The sequence below is a fragment of the Streptomyces harbinensis genome, from assembly GCF_900116145.1.
Classification (GTDB): Bacteria; Actinomycetota; Actinomycetes; order Streptomycetales; family Streptomycetaceae; genus Streptomyces; species Streptomyces carpaticus.
Window position 1 is genome coordinate 113,213 of record NZ_FPAB01000003.1, and the last position, 20,463, is coordinate 133,675.

Sequence of the window (20,463 nt, forward strand, 5' to 3'; positions counted from 1 at the left end):
GTGGAGGACCGTCCGCCATGACCGAGGGTGACCGGAGGGACTTCGACGCGGGGGCCGTCGACGACAGCCGGCCTCCGCCCCGGGTGGGATGGCTGTGGTGGCTGCTGGCCGCCGCCGTGATCATCGCCGCGCTGGTGCTGGCGGCCTCGCGCCGCGACGAGCTGGGCCAGGCGTTCGAGCAGCTGTCCCGGGTGAATCCGGTGAAGGTGTCGCTGGCGCTGGTGTGCCAGGCCGGGGCGATGTGGTGCCTGGCCCTGGTGCAGCGCTGGCTGCTGCTGACCGGCGGGCTGCGGATGGGGCGGGGGTCGCTGATCTCGCTGATCCTCGCCTCCAACGCGGTGTCGGGCGCGCTGCCCGGCGGGGCGGCGTTCTCGGCCGCCTGGCTCTACCGCGAACTGCACCGGCGCGGGGCGAGCAAGGCGCTGGCCGCCGCCTCGCTGGTGATCGCGGGGGCGCTGTCGGCGCTCGGGCTGATCGTGGTGCTGGCCGCCGGGGTGCTGACGACGGGCGCCCGGGGGCCGGGGGCGGTGCTGGGCCGGATCGGCCTGGTGCTGGCGCTGCTCGCGCTGCTGGTGCTGCTGCTGTCCAGGTCGGCCGCGGTGCGGGCCCGGGTGCGCGGGCTGTGGCGGCGGGCGGCGGACCGGTACCGGTGGGTGCGGGAGGCGTCCGAGGCGCTGCGGCGGCTGCTGGTGCAGGCCCGCACCATCCAGCCGGGGCTGCGGCCCTGGCTGCGGCCGTACGCGTACGTGCAGCTCAACTGGCTGCTGGACGCGGCCACTCTGGTGGCCTCGCTGTGGGCGCTGGGCATCTCGGTGCCCTGGCACGGGCTGCTGATCGCGTATGGGCTGACGCAGATCCCGGGCAGTCTGCGGCTGACGCCGGGCGGCATCGGGGTGGTGGAGGCGAGCATGGCGGGCCTGCTGGTGGTGTACGGCCTGAGCGCCGCGGACGCGCTGGCGGCCACCCTGCTGTACCGGATCTGGAGTTACTGGCTGCTCCAGCCGATCGGCTGGGGCTGCTGGCTGGCGCTGTCGCTGCACGGCAGGCGCCGGGAGCCGCCCGGGCCCGGGGCGTGAGACGGGCGGGTCCGCCGGACGGAATACTCTGTTCGCATGAGTGAGCGAGGGATGCAGGAACTGGCTCTGCTGCTGCTGACGGCGCTGGCGAACGCGCCCCGGCACGGCTACGCCATCGCCCAGGAGGTGAAGGAGATCACCGGCGGCCGGGTGGTGCCCAGGACGGGGGCGCTGTACGGGGCGCTGGACCGGCTGCTGGCGGAGGGGCTGATCCGGGTGGAGCGCGAGGAGGTGGTGGACGGGCGGGCCCGTCGTACCTTCGCGCTCAGCGACGCGGGCCGGGAGCGGCTGGCGGTGGAGGCGGAGCGGCTGGCGGCCACGGCCCGGGAGGCCAGGCGGCGGCTGGCGGCCGGCGGCGCGGCCGGCGGAGCGGTGCGCCCGGCATGAGCGGCCGGCTGATGCGGCTGTACCCGGCCGGGTACCGGGCGGCCCACGGCGCGGAGATCGCCGACACGCACCGGGAGCTGACGGCCGGGCTGCGGCGGGTGGCCCGGTGGCGGGCGGACGCCGATCTGGCCGCGCACGCGGTGCGGGTGCGGCTGGGTCTTGACGCGGCGGCGCCGGCCGGCCGGCTGCTGGCGTGCGCGGCGCCGTTCGTGCTGGCGTCGGGGGCGGTGGTGGGCGCTCTGGAGCTCACCCGCTGGTACACCGCGCTGGTCGTCTCGCCGGCGTCCGCCTCCCTGCTGCTGCTGACGCTGGAGCCGGGGTGGGCGCTGCATCTGCTGGGTTCGCTGCTGCTGTGCGTGGGCGCGGTGGTGGCGCTGACCGGTCACCGGCGGGCGGGGGTGGCGGCGGTGGTCTGCGGGCACCTGGGGACGGTGGCGCTGTGGCCGGTGGTGGGCGAGGCGCGCGGCGGGGGAGCGGTGGTGCCGGTGCTGGCGCTGCTGACCGCCCTGGTGCTGCTGGCCGCCCCGGGGGACCTGCCGCCGGAGCCGGACACCGTGGTGGCGGCCGGGGTGGTGGCGGGGCTCGGCTGGCTGCCGGTGGTCGCGGTGGGCACCGGGGGGTTCGCGGTGACCACCGAGTACGGTGCCTGGCCGCTGCTGGTGCTGGCCGGCGCCGGGCTGGCGCTGGCGGTGCGCCGCGGTTCGCCGGGGCTGTACGAGCTGGGGGCGCTGCTGCCGGCCTCGCTGCCGCTGGCCGGCCGGGCCTATCAGGACGCCTGGCAGGAGTGGCCGCCGGTGCTGGGGCTGCTGCTGGTGCTGCCGCTGGCCCTGGGGTGCGCGGCGGTGGTGCGGGGGGTGCGGGCGCGGCGGTTGCCATAGTCCGCTGAAGTGAATACTCTCGTGGGCGTTCCATTCAGAGCGCAGCCGCCCCGGGCCGGCCCGCCGCCCGGACAGAGAGACCACCGCGTTGCCGTTCACCCTCGCCCACCCCGCCGCCGTCCTGCCGCTGCTGCGCCACCCGTTCGTCCCGGCCGCCCTGGTCGCCGGGGCGCTCGCCCCCGACGCCCCGTACTACCTGGCCGTCCTCGGCATCGCGGAGCGCGGCCCGCACCAGTGGTACGGGCCGCTCCTCAACACCAGCACCACCCACCACCCGCTGCTCGGCCTCGCCGCCTCCCTCCCCGCCGCCCTGGCGCTGTACCTGCTGCTGCGGCTGCTGCGCGCCCCGTTCCTCGCCCTGCTCCCCGCCCGGCTGCGCCCGCGCGGCCCGGCCCACCCCGTACCCGCCGGGGCGGGCGCCCGTGTGCGGTGGGCCGCACTGCTGCTGCTCTCCGCCCTCATCGGCATCGCCACCCATGTGCTGTGGGACGCCCTCACCCACGGGGACAGCTTCCTGGTGGACGGGGTCCCCGCGCTCGCCACCGACACGGCCGGCGGCCTCCCGCTGTACCGGCTGCTCCAACTGCTCAGCACCGTCGCGGGCCTGGCGCTGATCGGACGGCACCTGTGGCGCCGCCACCGGTGGGCCGCGGCGGGAGATGACCGCTGCGGCGTCCGCCCGCTGCCCCCCGCCCGGCGCCGCGCCGTGCTCGCGCTGCTCGCGCTGGCCACCGTGCTCGGCGTCGCCCAGGGGGCCCGCGCCGACCTCGACGCCCACCGGTACACCGTCGAGGTGGACTACGAGCACCCCGTCACCCGCGTCCACGACGACGGCGGCACCGAGACCACGTACCCCACCACCACCGTCCGGGCGCCGTGGGGCACCTTCGCCGAGGGTGTCCTCACCGGCGCGGCCAAGCGCGGCGGGGCGGCGCTCGGCACCGCCCTGGTGCTGTACGCCGGTGCCTGGCACGCCGGCCGGCTGATCCAGCGGCGCCGCTCCGGCCCGGCCGGCGGCAACGCGGCGCCCCGGCCCCGGGATTCCGTCACCCCTCGGTAGCACCGGCCGGCGCCCGGGCCGCGGCGCTCAGCGGCGGCCCGGCACGAACCCCCGGGCCGGACCGGCCGGGAGCCGGCCCGCCACACCCGCCGCACCCGCCGTCTGCCCAGGGACGCGCGGGGCGAACAGCCGGGCCGCCGCGCCGGGCGAGCCGATGACCGGGGACTGGACGAGGATCGCCCGTTCCAGATCGCGCAGCTCACGCCCCGGCAGCGCGCCCAGTTCCTCCACCACCGCGCTGCGCGTGCGCCGGTACCGCTCCAGCGCGTCCGCCTGCCGCCCGCTCTGGTACAGCGCCAGCATCAGCTGCGCGCACAGCCGCTCCCTGGCCGGCTCCGCCGCCGTCACCACGCTCAGCTCGGCCGTCACCTCCGCGAGCCGGCCCAGCATCAGCTCGGCGGTGATCTTGTCGCCGAGCACCTCCCAGCGGTCCTCCTCCAGCGCGGTCAGCTCCGGCCAGGCCACCCCCGCCTCGATCAGATCCGCCAGCGCGTGCCCCCGCCACAGCGCCAGCGCCTCCTGGAGCAGCCGCGCCGCCGGCTCCCACGCCCCGGCCACCAGCCGGGCCCGGCCCCGTTCCACCAGCCGCGCGTAGCGCGCCAGATCGAGACGGTGCGGCGGCACGTGCAGCACATAGCCGCGCTCCCGGGCCGGTAACGAGCGCGGCGCGCTCCGCGCCTGCCCGCCGTCGGCCGCCAGGGTGCGGCGCAGGCCGGAGACCGCGTTCTGGAGGATCTTGCGCGCGGTGGCCGGCTCGTTGTCGTCCCACAGCGCGTCGATGAGCCGGCGGGTGGTCACCGGGGTGTTCGCGTGGAGCAGCAGAAAACCGAGAACGGCCCGCTGCCGGACACCGCCGAGCGCCAGCCGTTCTCCCTCGTGCAGCACTTCCAGGGGGCCGAGCAGGTGGAATTCCACTGCGGATTCATCCCCTCTCGGAAAACCGGCACGCGCGAAAGAGGGCGACGCTGCCCACGACAAGAGCGATCCCATCCGAAAGACAGATGATCGCACGCGATCCGGTACCGCTGAAGAACCCGCCGGACCGGCCGCCGCCGCCCATCCACCGGTCTGTGGCGGGTCTTCGGCGCGGACGGCGGCCGAAGACCCGCCGCAGACCGGGGAATGGGGGCCACTCAATACGGTCACTGTGCGGCTCCACCCTGCGCCACCACGACCACAGCACCGCGCTCCAGCCCTTGTTGACGCACAGGACGGATACCTGACGATGGCGTACTCCACCGACGCAGACGAGATCTTCCCGACACTGCAACAGATCGTGTCCGACACCCTGCGCGTGCCCATCGAGCAGGTGACCCGCGAATCCGCGCTGTCCGACCTCGGCATGGTCGAATCCATCAAACTGCTGCGGGTCGCCGGGAAGATCGAGCGGCGCTTCGACATCGAACTCGACGACAGCCTCTTCTTCCAGGGCGTCTCCATGGGCCGGCTGGTGGACGAGATAGCCGCCCAGCGCGCCGCGGCCGTCTCCGGGGAGGCCGCGTGAGCACCTCACCGGAACCGGCCGTCCCGCTGCCCACCACCGTCACCCTGCTCGACGGCCTCTTCACCTACGCCGCCGAACGCCACCCCGCACAGCTCATCGGCAGCACCGACCCGGCGCGCGCCCTGCCCTTCGCCCGCCTGGAGCACGACGGCGTCGCCGTCGCCGCCGCCCTGCTGGAGCGCGGCGTACGGCGCGGCACCCCCGTCGTCTTCCCCGCCGGGGACGCCGCCGACTTCTTCCCCGTCCTCAACGCCATCGTCTCCGTCGGCGCGATCGCCGTCCCCGTCTCCGCCCGCGCCGGCCGCAACCCGGCCTCCGCCGCCCGGCTGCGCCACATCGTCGAGGACTGCGAGGCCGCCCTCATCCTCGCCGACGACGACGCCGTACCGGTGCTGCGCGAGGTCCTGCCCGACGTCCCCACCCACCCGCTGAGCGCACTCCTCGCCGCGGCCCGCACCACCGGCGTACCCGCCACCGCCCCGCCCGGCCTGCGCCCCGCCGACCGGAACCCGGAGGACCTCGCCCTCATCCAGTACACCTCGGGCAGCACCTCCCGGCCGCGCGGCGTCGCCCTCACCCACCGCAACGTCCTGGCCGCCCTGCGGATCATCCCGGCCGCGCTGCGCCCGCACGCCACCGATGTGATCAGCCACTGGCTGCCGCTCTCCCACGACCTGGGCCTCTTCGGCACCCTGGCGTCCCTGGGCTGCGGCATCCGCATCTGCCTCTCCCAGCCGCGCGACTTCATCAAACAGCCCGACGCCTGGCTGGCCGCGTCCTGCGAGGCCGGCGCCACCATCCTGGTCGGGCCCGACTTCTTCTACCAGTACCTGGTCGAGGCCGTCCCCGCCGACGAGGTGACCCGCTACGACCTGTCCGGCGTGCGCATGGCACTCAACGGCGCCGAGCCCATCGACCCGGCAGGACTCGACCTGTTCGCCCGGCACTTCGCCCCCGCCGGCTTCCGGCGCGAGGCCCAGCTCCCCTGCTACGGACTGGCCGAGGCCACCCTCCCGGTCAGCTTCGACTCCCCGCTGCGGCCCCCGGCCGTCGACTGGGTGGACCGCGCCGCGCTCAACGACGCGCTCAAGGCCGTCCCGGCCGGCACCGGCGGACGCGGCATCGTCAACTGCGGCACCCCCGCACCCGGCGTCGAGGTCCGCGTCACCGCCGAAGGCGAGACACTGCCGGAACGCTCGGTCGGCGAGATCGAGATCCGCGGCGAGGCCGTCACCGCCGGCTACTACCGCGAGAGCGAACCGTCCGCCCGCCCCGGCGGCTGGCGCGGCACCGGCGACCTCGGCTACTTCGCCGACGGCTGCCTGCACATCACCGGCCGCAGCAAGGAAATCCTCATCCTCGCCGGACAGAACCACTACCCGCAGGACATCGAGGACGCCGTCCGCGAGGCCCCCGGCCTCTTCCGCCGCTCCGCCGTCGCCGTCGTGCTGCCCGCCGACCCCGGCGCCGGACTGCCCGAACGCATCGGCGTGTTCGCCGAGGTCGCCTCCGAAGGCCCGCACACCGCCACCGTCACCGCCATCCGGCGCACCGCCGCCGAGGTACTGGGCGGCGCCTCCGTGGACGTCGTGCTGCTGCCCGCCCTCGGCATCTCCCGCACCACCAGCGGCAAGTTCCAGCGGCTGCTGATGCGGAAACGGCTGCTGGAAGGCACCCTGGACAACGCCCTCGCGCACATCACCGCCGCCGAGGTGCTGACCGCGCCCGGCACCGGCCCCGGAGGTGCGCCATCGCACGGCTGACCGCCCCCGGCCCGGACACCGCGCGGCGGGCGCGCTCGCTCGCCGCGCACCTCGGCGACCCGCTGCGCCCGGACGGGCCGCTCAGCTACGCCGCCGCGGTGCGCGACGACCACGCCGAACGGTTCCCGGCCGAAGCCCTCGCCACCCTGGACGCCTGGGGGTACCGGGCCCTCCAGGTGCCCGAGGAGTACGGCGGCCGGCTCACCTCGCTGGAGGAGCTGAGCGCCATCGGCCGGGTCGTCGCCGGCCGCGACCCGGCCGTCACCCTCATCGCCAACTCACCGCTCGGCGCCGCCATGCCGGTGTGGCTGGCCGGCAGCACCGCCCAGCGCCGCGCCGTCGCCGACGCGGTGCTCGGCGGCGCCTGGGTGGCGCTCGGCATCACCGAACGCGCGCACGGCGCCGACCTCCTGGCGAGCGAGACCACCGTGCGCCGCGACGGCGACGGCTACCTCGTCGACGGCGAGAAATGGCTGATCAACAACGCCGGACGGGCCCGCTACGTGTGCCTGCTCGCCCGCCACCCCGACCGCACCGGCATGCGCAGCCTCTCCTTCGTCCTCATGGACCTCGCGGCCCTGCCGCCCACCGCGTACACCGTCCTGCCGCGCATCACCACCCACGGCATGCGCGCCGCCCAGATCGCCGGCATCCGCTTCCACGGCGCCCGGGTGCCGGCCGGCGCGCTGATCGGCCGGCCCGGCTCCGGACTCGAACTCGCCGCCGCCGCCCTGGCCATCACCCGCACCCTCGTCCCGGCGCTCAGCCTCGGCGTCCTGGAGACGGCGCTGCGCTGCTGCACCGCGTTCCTGCACGACCGCCGGCTGTACGGGGGCGCCGCCACCGACATCCCGTACGTGCGGGAGGAACTGGCCGCCGCCCTGGTGGACCTGCGCGCCGCCGAGGCGGTGGCCCGCGCCTGCGTCCGCGCCCCGCACCTGCTGCCCGACCTGGTGCCGGTCACCTCCGCCGTCACCAAGTACCTGGTGCCCAGGACCGTCGAGGACCGGATGCGGCAGCTGGCCGTCGTCCTCGGCTCCCGCTCGTACCTGCGGGAGGGCCACTGGTCCGGGCTGTTCGAGAAACTGCGCCGGGACGTGACACTGTTCGGCCTGTTCGACGGCAGCGAGCCGGTCGTCCTCAGCGCCCTCACCGCCCAGGCGTCCTGCCTGGACGCCCCGGCCGACCCGCGGCGCGCGGACGCCCTGTTCACCCCCGAGGCCGTGACCGGGCCGCTGTTCGGCCACGCCACCGGCCCGTTCGCGGAGGACGACCCGGTCACCGCCGGGACCGCGGAAGCCTGCGCCGCCCTCGCCCGGCACACCGCCGACCCCGTGCTCACCGGCGCCGCCGGCGCGCTGCGCGCCGCGGGGGAGCGGGTGCGCGCCGAGGCGGCCGACGCACTCGACCCCCGCTCCCTGGCCGGACAGCAGTTCGCTGACCGCTACGCCCGGCTCTTCGCGGCCACCTGCCTGGCCCGTACCGCCCTGGCCGCCGGCGAGGCGCCGCCGTGGCTCGGCCCCGGCCTGCTCGCGTTGCTGGAGCCCGGCCGCCGGATGCCGGCCGAGCGGGCCGCCGCCCTGTGGAACGACGTGCTGGCCCACGCCGCGACCGGGCCGGCGGGACACCCCGGCGCACCGGTCGCGGCCGTGCGGGGAGGCGAGGACCGATGACGACCGTGGCCCCCGTCCGTTCGGCGGCCCGCGCCCTCGAAGCGCACCTCGCCGACCCGTACGACCCGGCCCTGCCCGGCAGCTTCCACCGCGCCCTGGCCGCCGACCGCGCCGCCGCCTTCCCCGCCGACCTGTGCCGCACCGTCCAGGAGTGGGGCGTCGCCGAACTCCTCATCCCCGCCGCGCACGGCGGCCGGCTGCGCGGCCTGGAGGAGGCGTTCGAACTGTGCCGGGTGCTGGCCCGGCGCGACCTGACCGCCGCGATCGCCCTCGGCAGCAATCTGCTGGCCTCGCTGCCCGTGTGGCTGCGCGGCAGCGCCGGCCAGCGCGCCGCCGTCGCCCGGCTGCTGCGCTCCGGCGGCTACCTCTCCTTCGCGCTCAGCGAGCGCGCGCACGGCGCCGACCTGGTGGCGGGCGGCACGACCGGCACCCGCGACGGCGACACCTGGCACCTGGAGGGCGAGAAGTACCTCATCAACAACACCGGCCACGCCGGCGCCGCCACCATCACCGCCCGCACCGGCAGCGGGCCCCGCGGCCTCACCCTCTTCCTCGCCGGACTGCCGGCCACCCCGCCCGGGGCGGACGCGCCGGGGGACGCCCCCGCGGACAGCCCGGGCGGCGGCCCCGGCTGGCACCGGCTGCCCAAGGTCGCCACCCACGGCCTGCGCGGCAGCGAACTGGGCGGCCTGGCCCTGACCGGCCTCACCGTGCACCGCACCGATGCCGTCGGCCGGGTCGGCTCCGGCCTGGAAACGATCCTGGAGACCTTCCAGCTCACCCGGGTCCTCGTCGCCGGCCTCGCGCTCGGCGCCCTCGACACCTGTCTGCGCCGCACCCTCGGCTTCGCCCGCACCCGCCGGCTGTACGACGGCCCCGTCATCGCGCTCGAACCCGTCGCCCGCCGCCTCGTGGACGCCTTCACCGACCTGCTGGTGGGCGAGACCCTGGCCGCCGGGGCCTGCCGCGCCGCGCACGACCGCCCCGGGCAGCTGCCGCTCCAGTCGCTGTGCGCCAAGTACCTGATCCCGCACCGCGCCACCGGCGCCATCGAATCGCTCGGCGTCGTCCTGGGCGCCCGCTCCTACCTCACCGACCCCCAACAGGAGCCCGTCTTCGAGAAGATGCGCCGGGACTGCGCCGTCACCGGCCTCTTCGACGGCGCCACCCCGGTGGTGCTCGGCGGCCTCGCCGACCAGCTCGCCCCGCTCGCCGAGGCCCGCGCCGCCGGCCGGCCGGACACCCGGGGCATGACCGCCCTGTTCGCCCCCGACCCGGACGGCGACACCGGCACCGCCCCGCTCGACCCCGAACGGATGGCCCTGGACACCGACGAGGACGCGGTGGCCGCCGGACTCGACCGGCTCGCCGCCGTACTGGAGGGCCCGCACCCGCCGCCCGGGCTCACCGCCGCCCGGCACGCGGAACTGCGCACGCTGACCGGCCGGCTGCGTACCGCCCTGGCCGCCCTCGACGCGCAGGCCATCGCCCTCGCCGCCGACCCCGGGCAGCGGCGTACCGGCGCCGCGTACGACCTCGCGGCCCGCTACACGCACCTGCACGCCGCCGGCGCCTGCGCCTGGCGCTGGCTCGCCCACCGGGAGGCGGCCCCTGCGGACCCGGCCGCCGGGCCCGCCGGGACGGACCCCGCCGCCGGACTCCTCGCCGACGGCGGCTGGCTGACGCTCTGCCTGCGCAGGCTGGCCGGGCAGGCGGGCATCCTCCCGCCCGCCCCCGCACTCGACGGCCTCGACGCCGCCGCCCTCACCACCCTGAACGACCTGTACGACCGGAACCTGCTGTTCTCCGTGACCGGGTTCCCCCTCGCGGGAAGGACGACCGATGGTGTCAGCTGACGACCGGAACAGCCCGGACGACCGGGACGGGAGCGGCGCGCAGGACGAACTGCTGGTGACGTTCGACGACGCCAGCACCACCACCGTCAGACTCTTCCGCACCGGACGCCCGGACGCCCCCGTGGTGCTGTTCCTGCCCGCCATGGGGGTGCGGGCCAGTTACTACGAGGTGCTGGCCGATGTCCTGGTGGAGGAGGGCGTCCACGTCGCCCTCGCCGACCACCGGGGCCACGGCGGCAGCTCGGTGCGCGCCTCCCGCCGGAACACCTGGGGGTACGCCGACCTCCTCGAACGCGAACTCCCCGGCATCACCGACGCCGTCAGGGCCGCCTTCGGCGCCGAGGAAATCGTCCTGGCCGGGCACAGCCTCGGCGGACAGCTGGCCCTGCTGTACGCCGCCACCGCCCCGCACGGCATCGCGCGGGCCGCCGTCATCGGCACCGGCACCGCCTGGCACCGCACCGTTTCCGGCAGGGAAGCGGTCGGCCGCTGGTTCGGGGTCCGGCTCACCGGGGTCGTCGCCGGGCTGTGGGGCTATCTGCCGCAGTGGTTCCCGTTCGCCGGCCGCGAGGCCCGGCACGTCATCCACGACTGGGTGCGCGAGGGCCGCACCGGCCGCTACGACCTGGCCCGCACCGAGACCGACTACGAGGCCGCGCTGGCGAAGACCACCGTCCCCACCCTCTTCCTCGGCTTCGAACGCGACCCCCTCGTCCCCCCGGCCGGACTGCGGCACATCGCCGACAAGGTCACCGCCGCCCCCGTGACCCTGCGCGAACTCTCCCTCGCGCAGCTCCGGCTGAAGGAACCCAGCCACTACCACTGGGCCCGGCGGCCCCAGGCCGTCGCCGACGCGCTGACCGAATGGATGGCACAGCCATGACCACCAGGACCGAACCGGCCCCCGGCATCGACGCGCTCAGCATGGCCGACGTCTACACCCCCGCCTACACCGAGCAGATCGAACGCGCCCGGCACGAGGCGTCCCTGCTCTTCGCCCGCCTCGCCATGACCCACCTGTTCGCCGACGGGCCCACCGCCTACCACCCGGACGCCGAACCGCCGGCCGGCGCGCTCGCCCGCCAGCCCGTCCTCTTCCGCCAGAAGCTCCTCGACTACCTCGCCGACCGCGGCGAGCTGATCATCGAGGGCGACACCTGCCGGCCCACCCCCGCCCTCGCCGCCCGCGCCCGGCTCACCGAGGAGGAGTTCCTGGGCACCGGCGCCACCGGCTCCCCGACGATGGAGGTCATCAAGCACTTCGGGACCGTCGTCGGCGGCGTCCTCGCCGGCCGCGACGGCCTGGTCCTGCTGGAGGAGACCTACGGCGCCGAGACCACCGCCCGCCTGTGGCACCACCTCATGGTCGACGCCGGACCCAAACGCGCCCCCAGCAAACTCGCCGCCCGCGCCCTCGACCTGCGGCTGCGCTCCGGCGCGCCCACCGTCGTCTTCGAGGGCGGGGCCGGCATCGGCGCCACCCTGCGCGAAGCCCTCACCATCGACGGCTTCCGCGCCCGCACCGCGCACCTCGCCCGCTACGGCTTCACCGACGTCAGCCGCTCCCTGATGCGGCAGGCCCGGCGGATGGTCGCCGACGAGGTGCCCGAACTGCTGGACCGGATCAGCTTCGACCGCGTCGACCTCGACGACCTCGACGCCTACGACGACGTCCCCTACCTCGCGGACGGCGCCGCCGACCTCGTCATCTACGAGAGCGTCCTGTACGACGTCGCCAACCTGCACCGGGTCCTCACCCACAGCCGGCGGATCCTCAAGCCCGGCGGCTGGCTGGTGTTCACCTTCGGCAGCCGGGGCCGCCCCGGCCGGTTCTTCCCCTTCGAGTTCTTCCAGTCCACCCTGCACAGCTTCTACCGGGCCGAACTCGATCCGCCCCGCCGCGTCAACTGCGGCTACCTCACCATGGCCGAGTGGACCGCCTCCCTGCGCGACGCCGGCTTCGGCCGCTACCGCGTCCTGCCCGACGCCGCCGACCACGACCGCTGGCCCTACGGCGGCATCGTCGCCGAACGGCCCTGACCCGGGCACGGCATTGACCGACACCAGTGGAGAGACCATGACGGACCAGGTCGGCGGCCATGTCAGAGCCGCCGTCATCGGCTGCGGCTTCGGCGGACTCGGCGCGGCGGTACGACTGCGCCGGGAGGGCGTACGCGACCTCCTCGTCCTGGAGGCGGCCGGCTCGCTCGGCGGCACCTGGCGCGAGAACACCTACCCCGGCGCCGCCTGCGACATCCCCTCCCACCTCTACAGCTACTCCTTCGCCCCCAACCCCCACTGGCCCCGGGCCTTCGCCGCCCAGCCGGACATCCTCGCCTACCTGGAGCGCGTCGCCGACACCTTCGGCGTCCGCCCGCACCTCCGGCTGCACACCACCGTCACCGCCGCCCGCTGGCAGCCCGAGCGGGCCCGCTGGCACCTCACCACCAACCGCGGCGAGCTCACCGCCGACCTCCTGGTGACGGCCGCCGGCATGCACTCCGCCCCCAAGATCCCCGACATCCCCGGCCTCGACACCTTCCCCGGCACGCACTTCCACAGCGCCTGCTGGGACCACGACCAGGACCTGACGGGACGCCGGGTCGCCGTCGTCGGCACCGGCGCCTCCGCCACCCAGATCGTCCCCGCCCTCCAGCCCGCCGTACGGCAGGTCCTGCTCTTCCAGCGCCACGCGCCCTGGGTGCTGCCCAAGTTCGACCGCCCCTACCCGCGCGCCGAACGCCGGCTGTACGACCGGCTCCCCGCCCTGCGGCTGCTCCAGCGCGGCCGGTTCTGGGCGGTCGGCGAGGTCCGCAGCGATCTGCTGACCCGCAGGCTGCGGCAGCTGACCCTCGCCGAGAAACTCGTCGCCGGCCATCTGCGGCTCGCCGTCCGCGACCCCGACCTGCGCCGCAAACTGCGCCCCGACTACCGCATGGGCTGCAAACGGGTCACCTTCTCCAACACCTTCTATCCCGCGCTCGGCAAGGAGAACGTCGAGCTGATCGCCTCCGGCCTCGCCCGCGTCGAGGGCGCCACCCTGATCGGCCAGGACGGCAGCCGCCACGAGGCCGACACCATCGTCTTCGCCACCGGCTTCCACAACGTGGGCCGCCCCATCACCCGGCGCATCGCGGCGGCCGACGGCACCACCCTCGCCGAGGCGTGGGACAAGACCGGCGGCATCCGGGCCCTGCGCGGCACCACCATGGACGGCTTCCCCAACCTGCTGATGATGGGCGGCCCGCAGGCCGTCTCGTCCTCCAGCTCCAAGGTGCTGATGATCGAGGCCCAGCTCGACTACCTCGGCGACTACGTCCGCCACCTCGACCGGCTCGGCGGCCCCGGCGGCGGCGTGGCGCTGGACCCCGAGCCCGGCGCCGTACGGGCCTGGAACGCGACGATGCGCCGCAAACTCACCCGCACCGTCTGGGAGACCGGCTGCGACAGCCCGTACCTGGACCACGAGGGCCGGGACGTGACGCACTGGCCCGGCACCACCACCGAGTTCCGGCGCGCGACCCGCCAGGTGGACCTCGGCGAGTACCGGGTGGTGCGCGCGGTGCGGGAGACCGCCGCGTAACGGACCCGGGCCACCGTCGCCACCTTGCCCGCGGCCATCCGATGGCATGTCATGGACGCCATGAGCACGGAGACGGTGGACCGGCCCGAGCACCCGCGCACGCTCCCGTTACCCCGGGCGTTACCCGGCGCGTTACCCGGGGGACGGCCCGGCACGCCCCGCCCGGGACGCACCGGACCGTCCGGCCGGGAGCACGGGTGAGCGCCGGCGCCGGCCCCGGCGAGCTGCGGTTCCGGCTGCTGGGGCCGCTGGAGGTACAGCGGGACGGGACCCCGGTACGGCTGCACGGCCTCCACCAGCGGGCCACCCTCGCCTATCTGCTGCTGCATCCGAACCGGGCCACGGCCACCAGCGAACTGATCGCCGCCCTGTGGCGGGGCCCGGCACCCGCCTCGGCCCGCAAGATGGTGCAGAACGCCGTGTGGCAACTGCGCACCCGGCTGCTGGAACCCCCGCGGGACGGCGGCCGGGACCGGGGCGCGGTGCTGTGGTCCCGGCCGCCGGGCTATCTGCTCCAGGTCCACCCCGGCGCCCTCGACCTGCACCGCTTCCACACCCTGGCCGCCGAGGGCCGGGCCAGGATGCGGGAGGGCGCGGTGGCCACGGCCTCGCTGCGCTGGCGCGAGGCACTGGCCCTGTGGCGCGGCCCGATGCTCGCCGACCTGGTCGAGACGGGGGTGCGCTGGCCCGAACTGGAGGCCGCCGAGACGGCCCGCCTCGATGTGCTGGAGAAGTACTTCGACGCCGAACTCGCCCTCGGCCGGCACGACAGCGTGCTGCCCGAACTGCGGGCCGTCACCCGCGCCGAACCCCGGCGGGAGCCGTTCACCGGCCAGCTCATGCTGGCCCTGCACCGCGGCGGCCGGCACTCCGAGGCACTGGACGTCTACACCGCGATCCGCACCGAACTCGCCGAGGAACTCGGCCTCGAACCGGGCCGCCGGCTCCACGAACTGCACCAGGCGATCCTCACCGGCGACCCGTCCCTCGACCTCACCCCGCCGCGCGGCGCGTTACGGATCGCGGCGGCCCCGGCCGCTGCGCCGGTTGCCGCTCCGGCCGCTGCCCCGGCCGCCGCTCCGGAGCCGGCGCGCATCCGCCGGGAGATCAGCGCACTGCTGCTCGCCGTCTCTTTCCCCGGCGACCCGGACGACCCGGATGACTTGGACGGCGCGGATGATCCGGACAACACGGGTGATCCCGACGCCCTGGAGCGCATCGACGCCGAGACCACCGCCCTGGACACGGTCATCGGCGAGGCGGCGAGCCGGTTCGGCGGCAGCGTCGTCTCCCGGATCGGCTCCTGCTGGCTGGTCCTGTTCGGCGCCGGACGCACCCGGGGCGACGAGCCGCTGCGCGCCGTCTCCACGGCCCTGGCGGTACGGCAGCGGCTGCGCCGGCTGCCACCGCGGCGACGGCTGCGGGCCGCCGTCGACACCGGCGAAGCCGTGGTGCGCCACCGCCCGCCCGAGGCCGGCACCACCCCCGCCGTGACCAGCGCCGTCCTCGACCGCGCCCAGGCCCTGCTGCCCCTGGTCCCGCCGGACGAGGTGTGGGTCGGACCGGCCACCCGCGACCGGACCGAGGCCGCCGTCGACTACCAGCGGGCCCGGATTCCCTCCGCCGCCTGGACCGTACGCGCGCTGCGCCCGGCCGCCCCCGCCGGTACGACGACCCCGCTGCCGGAACGCGCCCGGGCGCTGCGCACCCTCACCGCGCTGCTGGACGGCGCACCGCCCGGCCCGCGCGCCGTGCTGGTGGTCGGCGCGCCGGGCCTCGGCAAGAGCACGCTGCTGGCCGCCTTCGAACACCGGGTCGCCGCCCGCGCCCCCGCCGCCCGGCCGCTGCTGGCCCGTATCGTCCCGGCGACCGTGGACGACAGCCAGCTGTTCACCGTCGCCACCCCGCTCTGCGCCGCCTGCGGCATCGGTCCGGCCGACCCGCCCGGCAGCGCGCGGCAGAAACTGTGGGCGCTCGTCGAACGGGCCGCCGCCGACCCGGAGGAGGCGACCCGGCTGTTCACCCGGCTGCTGGTCGCCATCGGCCACCTCCCCGACCACGAACGGACGGCCACCGCCGAGGAGGTGACCGCGGCCTGGCTCACCCTGCTGGAACGGCTCGCCGCCGAGCGGCCCGTGCTCGTCCTCGTCGACGATCTGCACCACGCGGACGACACCGTCCTGCGGCTGGTGGACCGGGCGGCGACCCGGCCGGACGGACCGCTCGTGGTCGCCACCGCCCGCCCCGGCGTCTTCCGCCGCCGCCCCGCCTGGGCCACCCCCCGCGAGCCGGCCGCCCCAGTGCCGCACACCCTCACCCTGGAGCCGCTGTCCGACACCTCGGTCGCCGAACAGATCCGGTCCCTGCTCCCGCCCGGCCCGCCCGGCGCCGGCCCCACCCGCGAACTGACCGAGGCGGTGACCGCGCTGGCCGGCGGCAACCCGCTCGTCGCCGCCGCGTTCGTCCACCGCGCGCTGCACCGCCCCCCGGCGGACCCGGCCGTACCGCGCACCGCCCTGATCCCCGGCCCGGTACGCCGCGTACTGGACGCCGAACTCGACGCCCTCCCCGCCGACCTGGCCCAGGCGGTGCGGGACGCCGCCGTGATCGGCGAGGACATCGGCGCCGGCCCGCTCGCGGTGCTCTCCGGCCGGCCCGCCCCCGAAGCGGCCCACACCCTGGCCGACCTCGCCCGGCGCGGCATCCTCACCCCGGCCGGCGCCGCCCCCGACGGCACCCCCCGGTACCGGTTCCGCCGCCCGCTGCTGCGCGAGGCCGCCTACACCGGCCTGCCGCGCGGGGCCCGCGCCGCCCGGCACGCCGCCCTGGCCGGCGGCCCGGGCGAAGCCCCGCCGCCGGTGCCGCCCGCGCTGCTGCGCCTGCACTCCGTACAGGAGCGCCGGGCGCGGTGAGGGCACGCCCGGCGGTGATTCGCGCACCCGCCGCCGGGTACCCGGCCGCGGTCCCTGCCCCCCGAGCGCGAAAAGGAGCGCATCATGGGCAAGCCGAACCCGATCGACGTGCAGAAGGCTCTCAAAGGGGCCTCCTACCCCTCGGACCGGCAGTCGCTGGTCGAGCAGGCGGAGAAGAACCACGCCGATCGCGCACTGGTGGACAAGGTGGCCGGGCTGCGCCGGGACCGCTTCGACGGCCCCAACGACGTGGAGAAGGAGATCTTCGGCTCCTGACCCGGCCCGTCCCACCCCGGCCCCGCCAGGTTTGCCCCCGCGGGGCCGGGGGACCCGGGGCCGCATGGCGACGACGGGCCGCGGCGGCGGACGGACGCTCATCACCGGCTGGTTCAGCTTTCCCGACGGCGAGGCCACCGCGGGCGACGTACTGGCCCTCAACCGGGTGCGCGCCGTGTTCGAGGACCGGGGCCTGCCGTACGACGTGGCGTGGAGCCCCGGGTTCGCACCCGGCGAACTCGGCCTGGACCAGGCCGTACCCGAGGCGTACGAGCGGCTGGTCTTCGTGTGCGGACCGCTGCACGGACCCCAGGTCGCCGCCCTGCACCGCACCTTCGCGCACTGCCGGCGGGTCGCGGTCGGCACCTCCGTGATCGACCCGCACGACCCGGCCGTCACCGGCTTCCACCGGCTGCTGCCCCGCGACGGCACCACCGCGCCGCCGCGCCAGGACCTGTCGCTGCGCGCCCCGCGCGGGCCCGCCGTACCGGTGGTCGGGGTGATCCTCACCGAGGGCCAGCACGAGTACGGCGGACGGCGGCTCCACGCCGAAGCGGCCCGCGCGGTGACCTCCTGGCTGGCCGCCAGGACCTGCGCCCCCGTCCCGCTGGAAACCCGCCTGGACCGGACGGACGGCCGGCTGTGCGGCACCCCCGAACAACTGCTGTCCGTACTGGAACGGCTGGACGCCGTCGTCACCGACCGGCTGCACGGCCTGGTGCTGGCGCTGCGCTGCCGCGTCCCACCGCTCGCGATCGACCCCGTACGCGGCGGCGCGAAAGTCACCGCCCAGGCCCGGGCCTGCGGCTGGCCGGCCCTGCTCCCCGCCGAACGGCTGGACGCGCCCGCCCTGGACCGCTGGCTCGACTGGTGCCTGACCCGGGGCCGCGCCGCCCTGCGCCGCGCCCCCGCACCGGACTCCGGCGACCAGGCGCCCCTGCTGCCGGCCGCCCTGGACGGCGGCCCCGCGGCCTGAACCGCCGGGGCCACCCGGATGGGCCGTTCCGCGCCGGGCGCCCCGGGTACCCGGCGGGCTGTGAAAGCCACCGTGATCAACTGCACGCTCAAACCGTCTCCCCAGCCGTCCAACACCGAGGCCCTGGCACGGGTCGTCATGCGGCACCTGGACAGCCACGGCGTCGCCGGCGAGCTGGTACGCGCCGTCGACCTCACCCTGCTGCCCGGCGTGGAGAGCGACATGGGCGCGGGCGACGACTGGCCCGGCGTCCGGGAGAAGATCCTGGACTCCGAGATCCTCGTCATCGCCTCGCCCACCTGGCTCGGCCGGCCCTCCTCGGTCGCCCAGCGGGTGCTGGAGCGGATGGACGCCATGCTCTCCGAGACCGACGACCAGGGCCGCCCGGTCGCCTACAACCGGGTCGCGGGCGTGGTGGTGACCGGCAACGAGGACGGCGCCCACCACGTGATCAGCGAGATCCACGGGGCACTCGGCGACATCGGATTCACCGCGCCCGGCCAGGCGTGGACGTACTGGCACCTGGGCCCCGGCCCCGGCCCCGACTACCTCGACGACGAACGCGGCCACGACTTCGCCGACAGATCCGCCCGCTACATGGCCGCCAACCTGGCCGGCACCGCCAAGGCCCTGGCCGCCAACCCCCTGGGACCGCCGCCGAGCTGACCCCGGGGGCGGGCGCGGGGCCTTCGGCGGGCGGCTGGGGCGGGCCCCGGCGGGCGGCTGGGGGCGGGCCCCTCGGCGGGTGGGTGGGACGGGCTGCCGTCCCGGACCAGTCGCCACCGCGCGCCGCCCGGTCAGCTCAGCTCCACGGCGGGCCGGGCGCGCGGGCCAGGTCGTCCAGCGCGCGCCGGGCGTCGGTGAGCAGCGCCCCGTACAGTGGCCACTCCCCGGGCACCCGCAGGTCCGCCTGGCGGCTGTTCTCCGCCAGCTCGGCGGCCCGCCGCCGCCCGTCCGCCACCGGATCGCCGCCCGCCACCGGATCGCCGTCCGCGTCCGCCTTGCCGCTCCCACCCGGCCCGTGCTCCGCCCGCGGGGCGCCGCCTGCCTCCCGCTTGCCGCCCGCGTCCGGCGGCCCGGACACGCCCTCGCCCAGCCGGTGCGCCGCCCGGCCGATGTCCTCCAGCAACCCGGCGAACGGGATGAGGAAATCACCCGCAAGCGCCGGGTGGTCCTCCCGGCCGGCCGCGTAGTCCAGCCCCCGGACGATCGACCGCAACTGGTGCGCCGCCCGCTCCAGCGCCGTCACCCGGCCGTGGTGCTCCGGCAGCCGCAGCAGCCCGCCGCCGTTCATCAGCTGCCGCGGGTTGAGCCGCACGTTCTCCTCACCCAGCTCCACCGTCGCCCGCACCTGCCGGGCCGACGCCTGCAACGCGTCCGCCTCGTCCCACCAGGCCCGCGTCTCCGCCTGCCCCGGCCCGCCCTCGCGCAGACTGCGGGCCACGCCGGCCGCCAGATCGCCGACGCGTTCCGCCAGGTACGCCACCGACCGGTCGGCGTCCCGGTGGTGCACCGCCGGTGCCAGCACCAGCACGGCCGCGAGCCCGCAGCCCGTCCCGATCAGCACCGCCGCCGTCAGCTCGACGCCGTAGTTCCACTCACCGTTACCGGCGGAGAACGCGAAAAGCGCGGTAACCGGCACCTGGAGCCGCTGCGCTCCCAGCGGCTGTGCGCGGGAGAAGGCCAGCGCCACCAGGAGCAGCACCGCCAGCGTCCAGGCGTGGCGCCCAGCGGTCGTCCCGAAGGCGGCGGCCAGCAGCACCCCGAGGGTGACCGCCACCAGATAGCGCCACGATTGCTGCACCGAGCGGTGCACGGTGCCCTGGATGGACACGGGGCGACAGCAGCCAGGGGGCCAGCGACCAAGCGATGACGGCGGCGGCCACGGTCTTCAGCTGGAGCAGCAGATCCCCCCCGCTGCCAGCCGGACCCGCGCACCGCCTCCCGCACCCGGTCGCACAGCACCGCCCCACGCACCACCACCGCACGGACGGGCCCGGACCCGTCCTTTCCCGTACGCCACCTCACGGCAACGTCGTCTGCCCCCACACGACAGCCGACAAACCTGGACAGGCCGGCCCAACCTGGCCCCGGGCGGCCGATGCGCCGGCGACCCGGGCGGACCGCCGTGGGCTCCGCCCTCGCCTCGTCGGTGAAGCAGCGGACCGAAACCCCACCCCGGCGTGTACGCCGGGGACCTTTCACGCATCGGGGCGTCCCGACTAGCAGGGGGCTCTTGGCGACAACACCAAGTCCGTCTTCGGTTCACAATGGTGCCGCGGTCGGAGACCGCGGAGACACGGTGCCCTGGGTGGCCAGCAGCGTGGTGAACGGGGCGCCGCAATGGTGCCGCGGTCGGAGACCGCGGAGACACGGCTGGTGTCTCGGTGATGACGGGGCAGCTGGTCGCCGCAATGGTGCCGCGGTCGGAGACCGCGGAGACACCGGTGACTCCGGCCCTGGCGAGGAGGGCCTTGAGGCCGCAATGGTGCCGCGGTCGGAGACCGCGGAGACACGGC

The 20,463-nt window shown here is 76.1% G+C and carries 17 protein-coding genes and 1 CRISPR repeat array (1 of these 18 running past the window's edge); of the genes, 15 read left to right on the forward strand and 2 right to left on the reverse strand.

Features of this window, described 5'->3' with window-relative positions; genetic code table 11:
* Positions 1 to 17 precede the first annotated feature (17 nt).
* From BM385_RS08265 to BM385_RS08280, 4 genes are all read left to right on the forward strand, one after another.
* On the forward strand, positions 18 to 1,076 hold the full coding sequence (locus BM385_RS08265) for a lysylphosphatidylglycerol synthase transmembrane domain-containing protein (RefSeq protein ID WP_093842651.1): 1,059 nt from the start codon (positions 18 to 20) through the stop codon (positions 1,074 to 1,076).
* Between the two features lie 36 nt (positions 1,077 to 1,112).
* Positions 1,113 to 1,463, forward strand: coding sequence for a PadR family transcriptional regulator (locus BM385_RS08270; RefSeq protein ID WP_093842652.1), 351 nt, complete (start codon positions 1,113 to 1,115; stop codon positions 1,461 to 1,463).
* Entirely contained in the window at positions 1,460 to 2,341 is an 882-nt protein-coding gene (locus BM385_RS26720; RefSeq protein ID WP_019435601.1) for a hypothetical protein, read from the forward strand. Before BM385_RS08270 ends, BM385_RS26720 begins: the two co-directional genes overlap by 4 nt.
* 88 nt (positions 2,342 to 2,429) lie before the next feature.
* Positions 2,430 to 3,401, forward strand: a complete 972-nt coding sequence (locus BM385_RS08280; RefSeq protein WP_093842653.1) for a DUF4184 family protein — start codon at positions 2,430 to 2,432, stop codon at positions 3,399 to 3,401.
* A 27-nt stretch (positions 3,402 to 3,428) separates the two neighbouring features.
* Here the strand turns inward: BM385_RS08280 and BM385_RS27065 are convergent, their stop codons facing one another.
* Positions 3,429 to 4,316, reverse strand: a complete 888-nt coding sequence (locus BM385_RS27065; protein WP_175542948.1) for an AfsR/SARP family transcriptional regulator — start codon at positions 4,314 to 4,316, stop codon at positions 3,429 to 3,431.
* Positions 4,317 to 4,626: 310 nt separating this feature from the next.
* Between BM385_RS27065 and BM385_RS27070 the strand changes: the two genes are divergently transcribed.
* The 11 genes from BM385_RS27070 to BM385_RS08335 all read left to right on the forward strand — a co-directional run bounded on the left by BM385_RS27070 (position 4,627) and on the right by BM385_RS08335 (position 18,610).
* A complete protein-coding gene (locus BM385_RS27070) occupies positions 4,627 to 4,905 on the forward strand; it encodes an acyl carrier protein (RefSeq protein WP_019435604.1) in 279 nt (92 codons plus the stop codon).
* The gene (locus BM385_RS08290) at positions 4,902 to 6,668 is read left to right on the forward strand and encodes an AMP-binding protein (protein ID WP_107407802.1); all 1,767 of its coding nucleotides are present in this window, start codon (positions 4,902 to 4,904) and stop codon (positions 6,666 to 6,668) included. Before BM385_RS27070 ends, BM385_RS08290 begins: the two co-directional genes overlap by 4 nt.
* A gap of 98 nt (positions 6,669 to 6,766) precedes the next feature.
* Positions 6,767 to 8,341 (forward strand): acyl-CoA dehydrogenase family protein, encoded by a 1,575-nt coding sequence (locus tag BM385_RS08295; RefSeq protein WP_093842656.1) that lies wholly within the window; start codon positions 6,767 to 6,769, stop codon positions 8,339 to 8,341.
* Positions 8,338 to 10,197, forward strand: a complete 1,860-nt coding sequence (locus tag BM385_RS28160) for an acyl-CoA dehydrogenase family protein (protein ID WP_093842657.1) — start codon at positions 8,338 to 8,340, stop codon at positions 10,195 to 10,197. The genes BM385_RS08295 and BM385_RS28160 overlap by 4 nt, the downstream gene beginning before the upstream one ends.
* The gene (locus BM385_RS08305) at positions 10,184 to 11,080 is read left to right on the forward strand and encodes an alpha/beta hydrolase family protein (RefSeq protein ID WP_093842658.1); all 897 of its coding nucleotides are present in this window, start codon (positions 10,184 to 10,186) and stop codon (positions 11,078 to 11,080) included. The genes BM385_RS28160 and BM385_RS08305 overlap by 14 nt, the downstream gene beginning before the upstream one ends.
* A complete protein-coding gene (locus BM385_RS08310) occupies positions 11,077 to 12,237 on the forward strand; it encodes a class I SAM-dependent methyltransferase (protein ID WP_019435610.1) in 1,161 nt (386 codons plus the stop codon). The genes BM385_RS08305 and BM385_RS08310 overlap by 4 nt, the downstream gene beginning before the upstream one ends.
* Positions 12,238 to 12,274: 37 nt before the next feature.
* Positions 12,275 to 13,780: a flavin-containing monooxygenase gene (locus BM385_RS08315; protein WP_093842659.1), complete on the forward strand. Its 1,506-nt coding sequence runs from the start codon at positions 12,275 to 12,277 to the stop codon at positions 13,778 to 13,780.
* Between the two features lie 197 nt (positions 13,781 to 13,977).
* Positions 13,978 to 16,692, forward strand: coding sequence for an ATP-binding protein (locus tag BM385_RS08320; protein WP_107407803.1), 2,715 nt, complete (start codon positions 13,978 to 13,980; stop codon positions 16,690 to 16,692).
* Positions 16,693 to 16,776: 84 nt separating this feature from the next.
* On the forward strand, positions 16,777 to 16,968 hold the full coding sequence (locus BM385_RS08325) for a DUF2795 domain-containing protein (protein WP_019435613.1): 192 nt from the start codon (positions 16,777 to 16,779) through the stop codon (positions 16,966 to 16,968).
* A 64-nt stretch (positions 16,969 to 17,032) separates the two neighbouring features.
* On the forward strand, positions 17,033 to 17,944 hold the full coding sequence (locus BM385_RS08330) for a polysaccharide pyruvyl transferase family protein (protein ID WP_093842661.1): 912 nt from the start codon (positions 17,033 to 17,035) through the stop codon (positions 17,942 to 17,944).
* Positions 17,945 to 18,004: 60 nt separating this feature from the next.
* Positions 18,005 to 18,610, forward strand: coding sequence for a flavodoxin family protein (locus BM385_RS08335; protein WP_026047752.1), 606 nt, complete (start codon positions 18,005 to 18,007; stop codon positions 18,608 to 18,610).
* Between the two features lie 136 nt (positions 18,611 to 18,746).
* Here the strand turns inward: BM385_RS08335 and BM385_RS08340 are convergent, their stop codons facing one another.
* Complete coding sequence (locus BM385_RS08340) at positions 18,747 to 19,778, reverse strand: aromatic acid exporter family protein (protein ID WP_093842662.1); 1,032 nt, start codon at positions 19,776 to 19,778, stop codon at positions 18,747 to 18,749.
* A 430-nt stretch (positions 19,779 to 20,208) separates the two neighbouring features.
* A CRISPR array of direct repeats spans positions 20,209 to 20,463; the repeat unit is 37 nt; unit sequence GCCGCAATGGTGCCGCGGTCGGAGACCGCGGAGACAC; it runs 432 nt beyond the window's last position.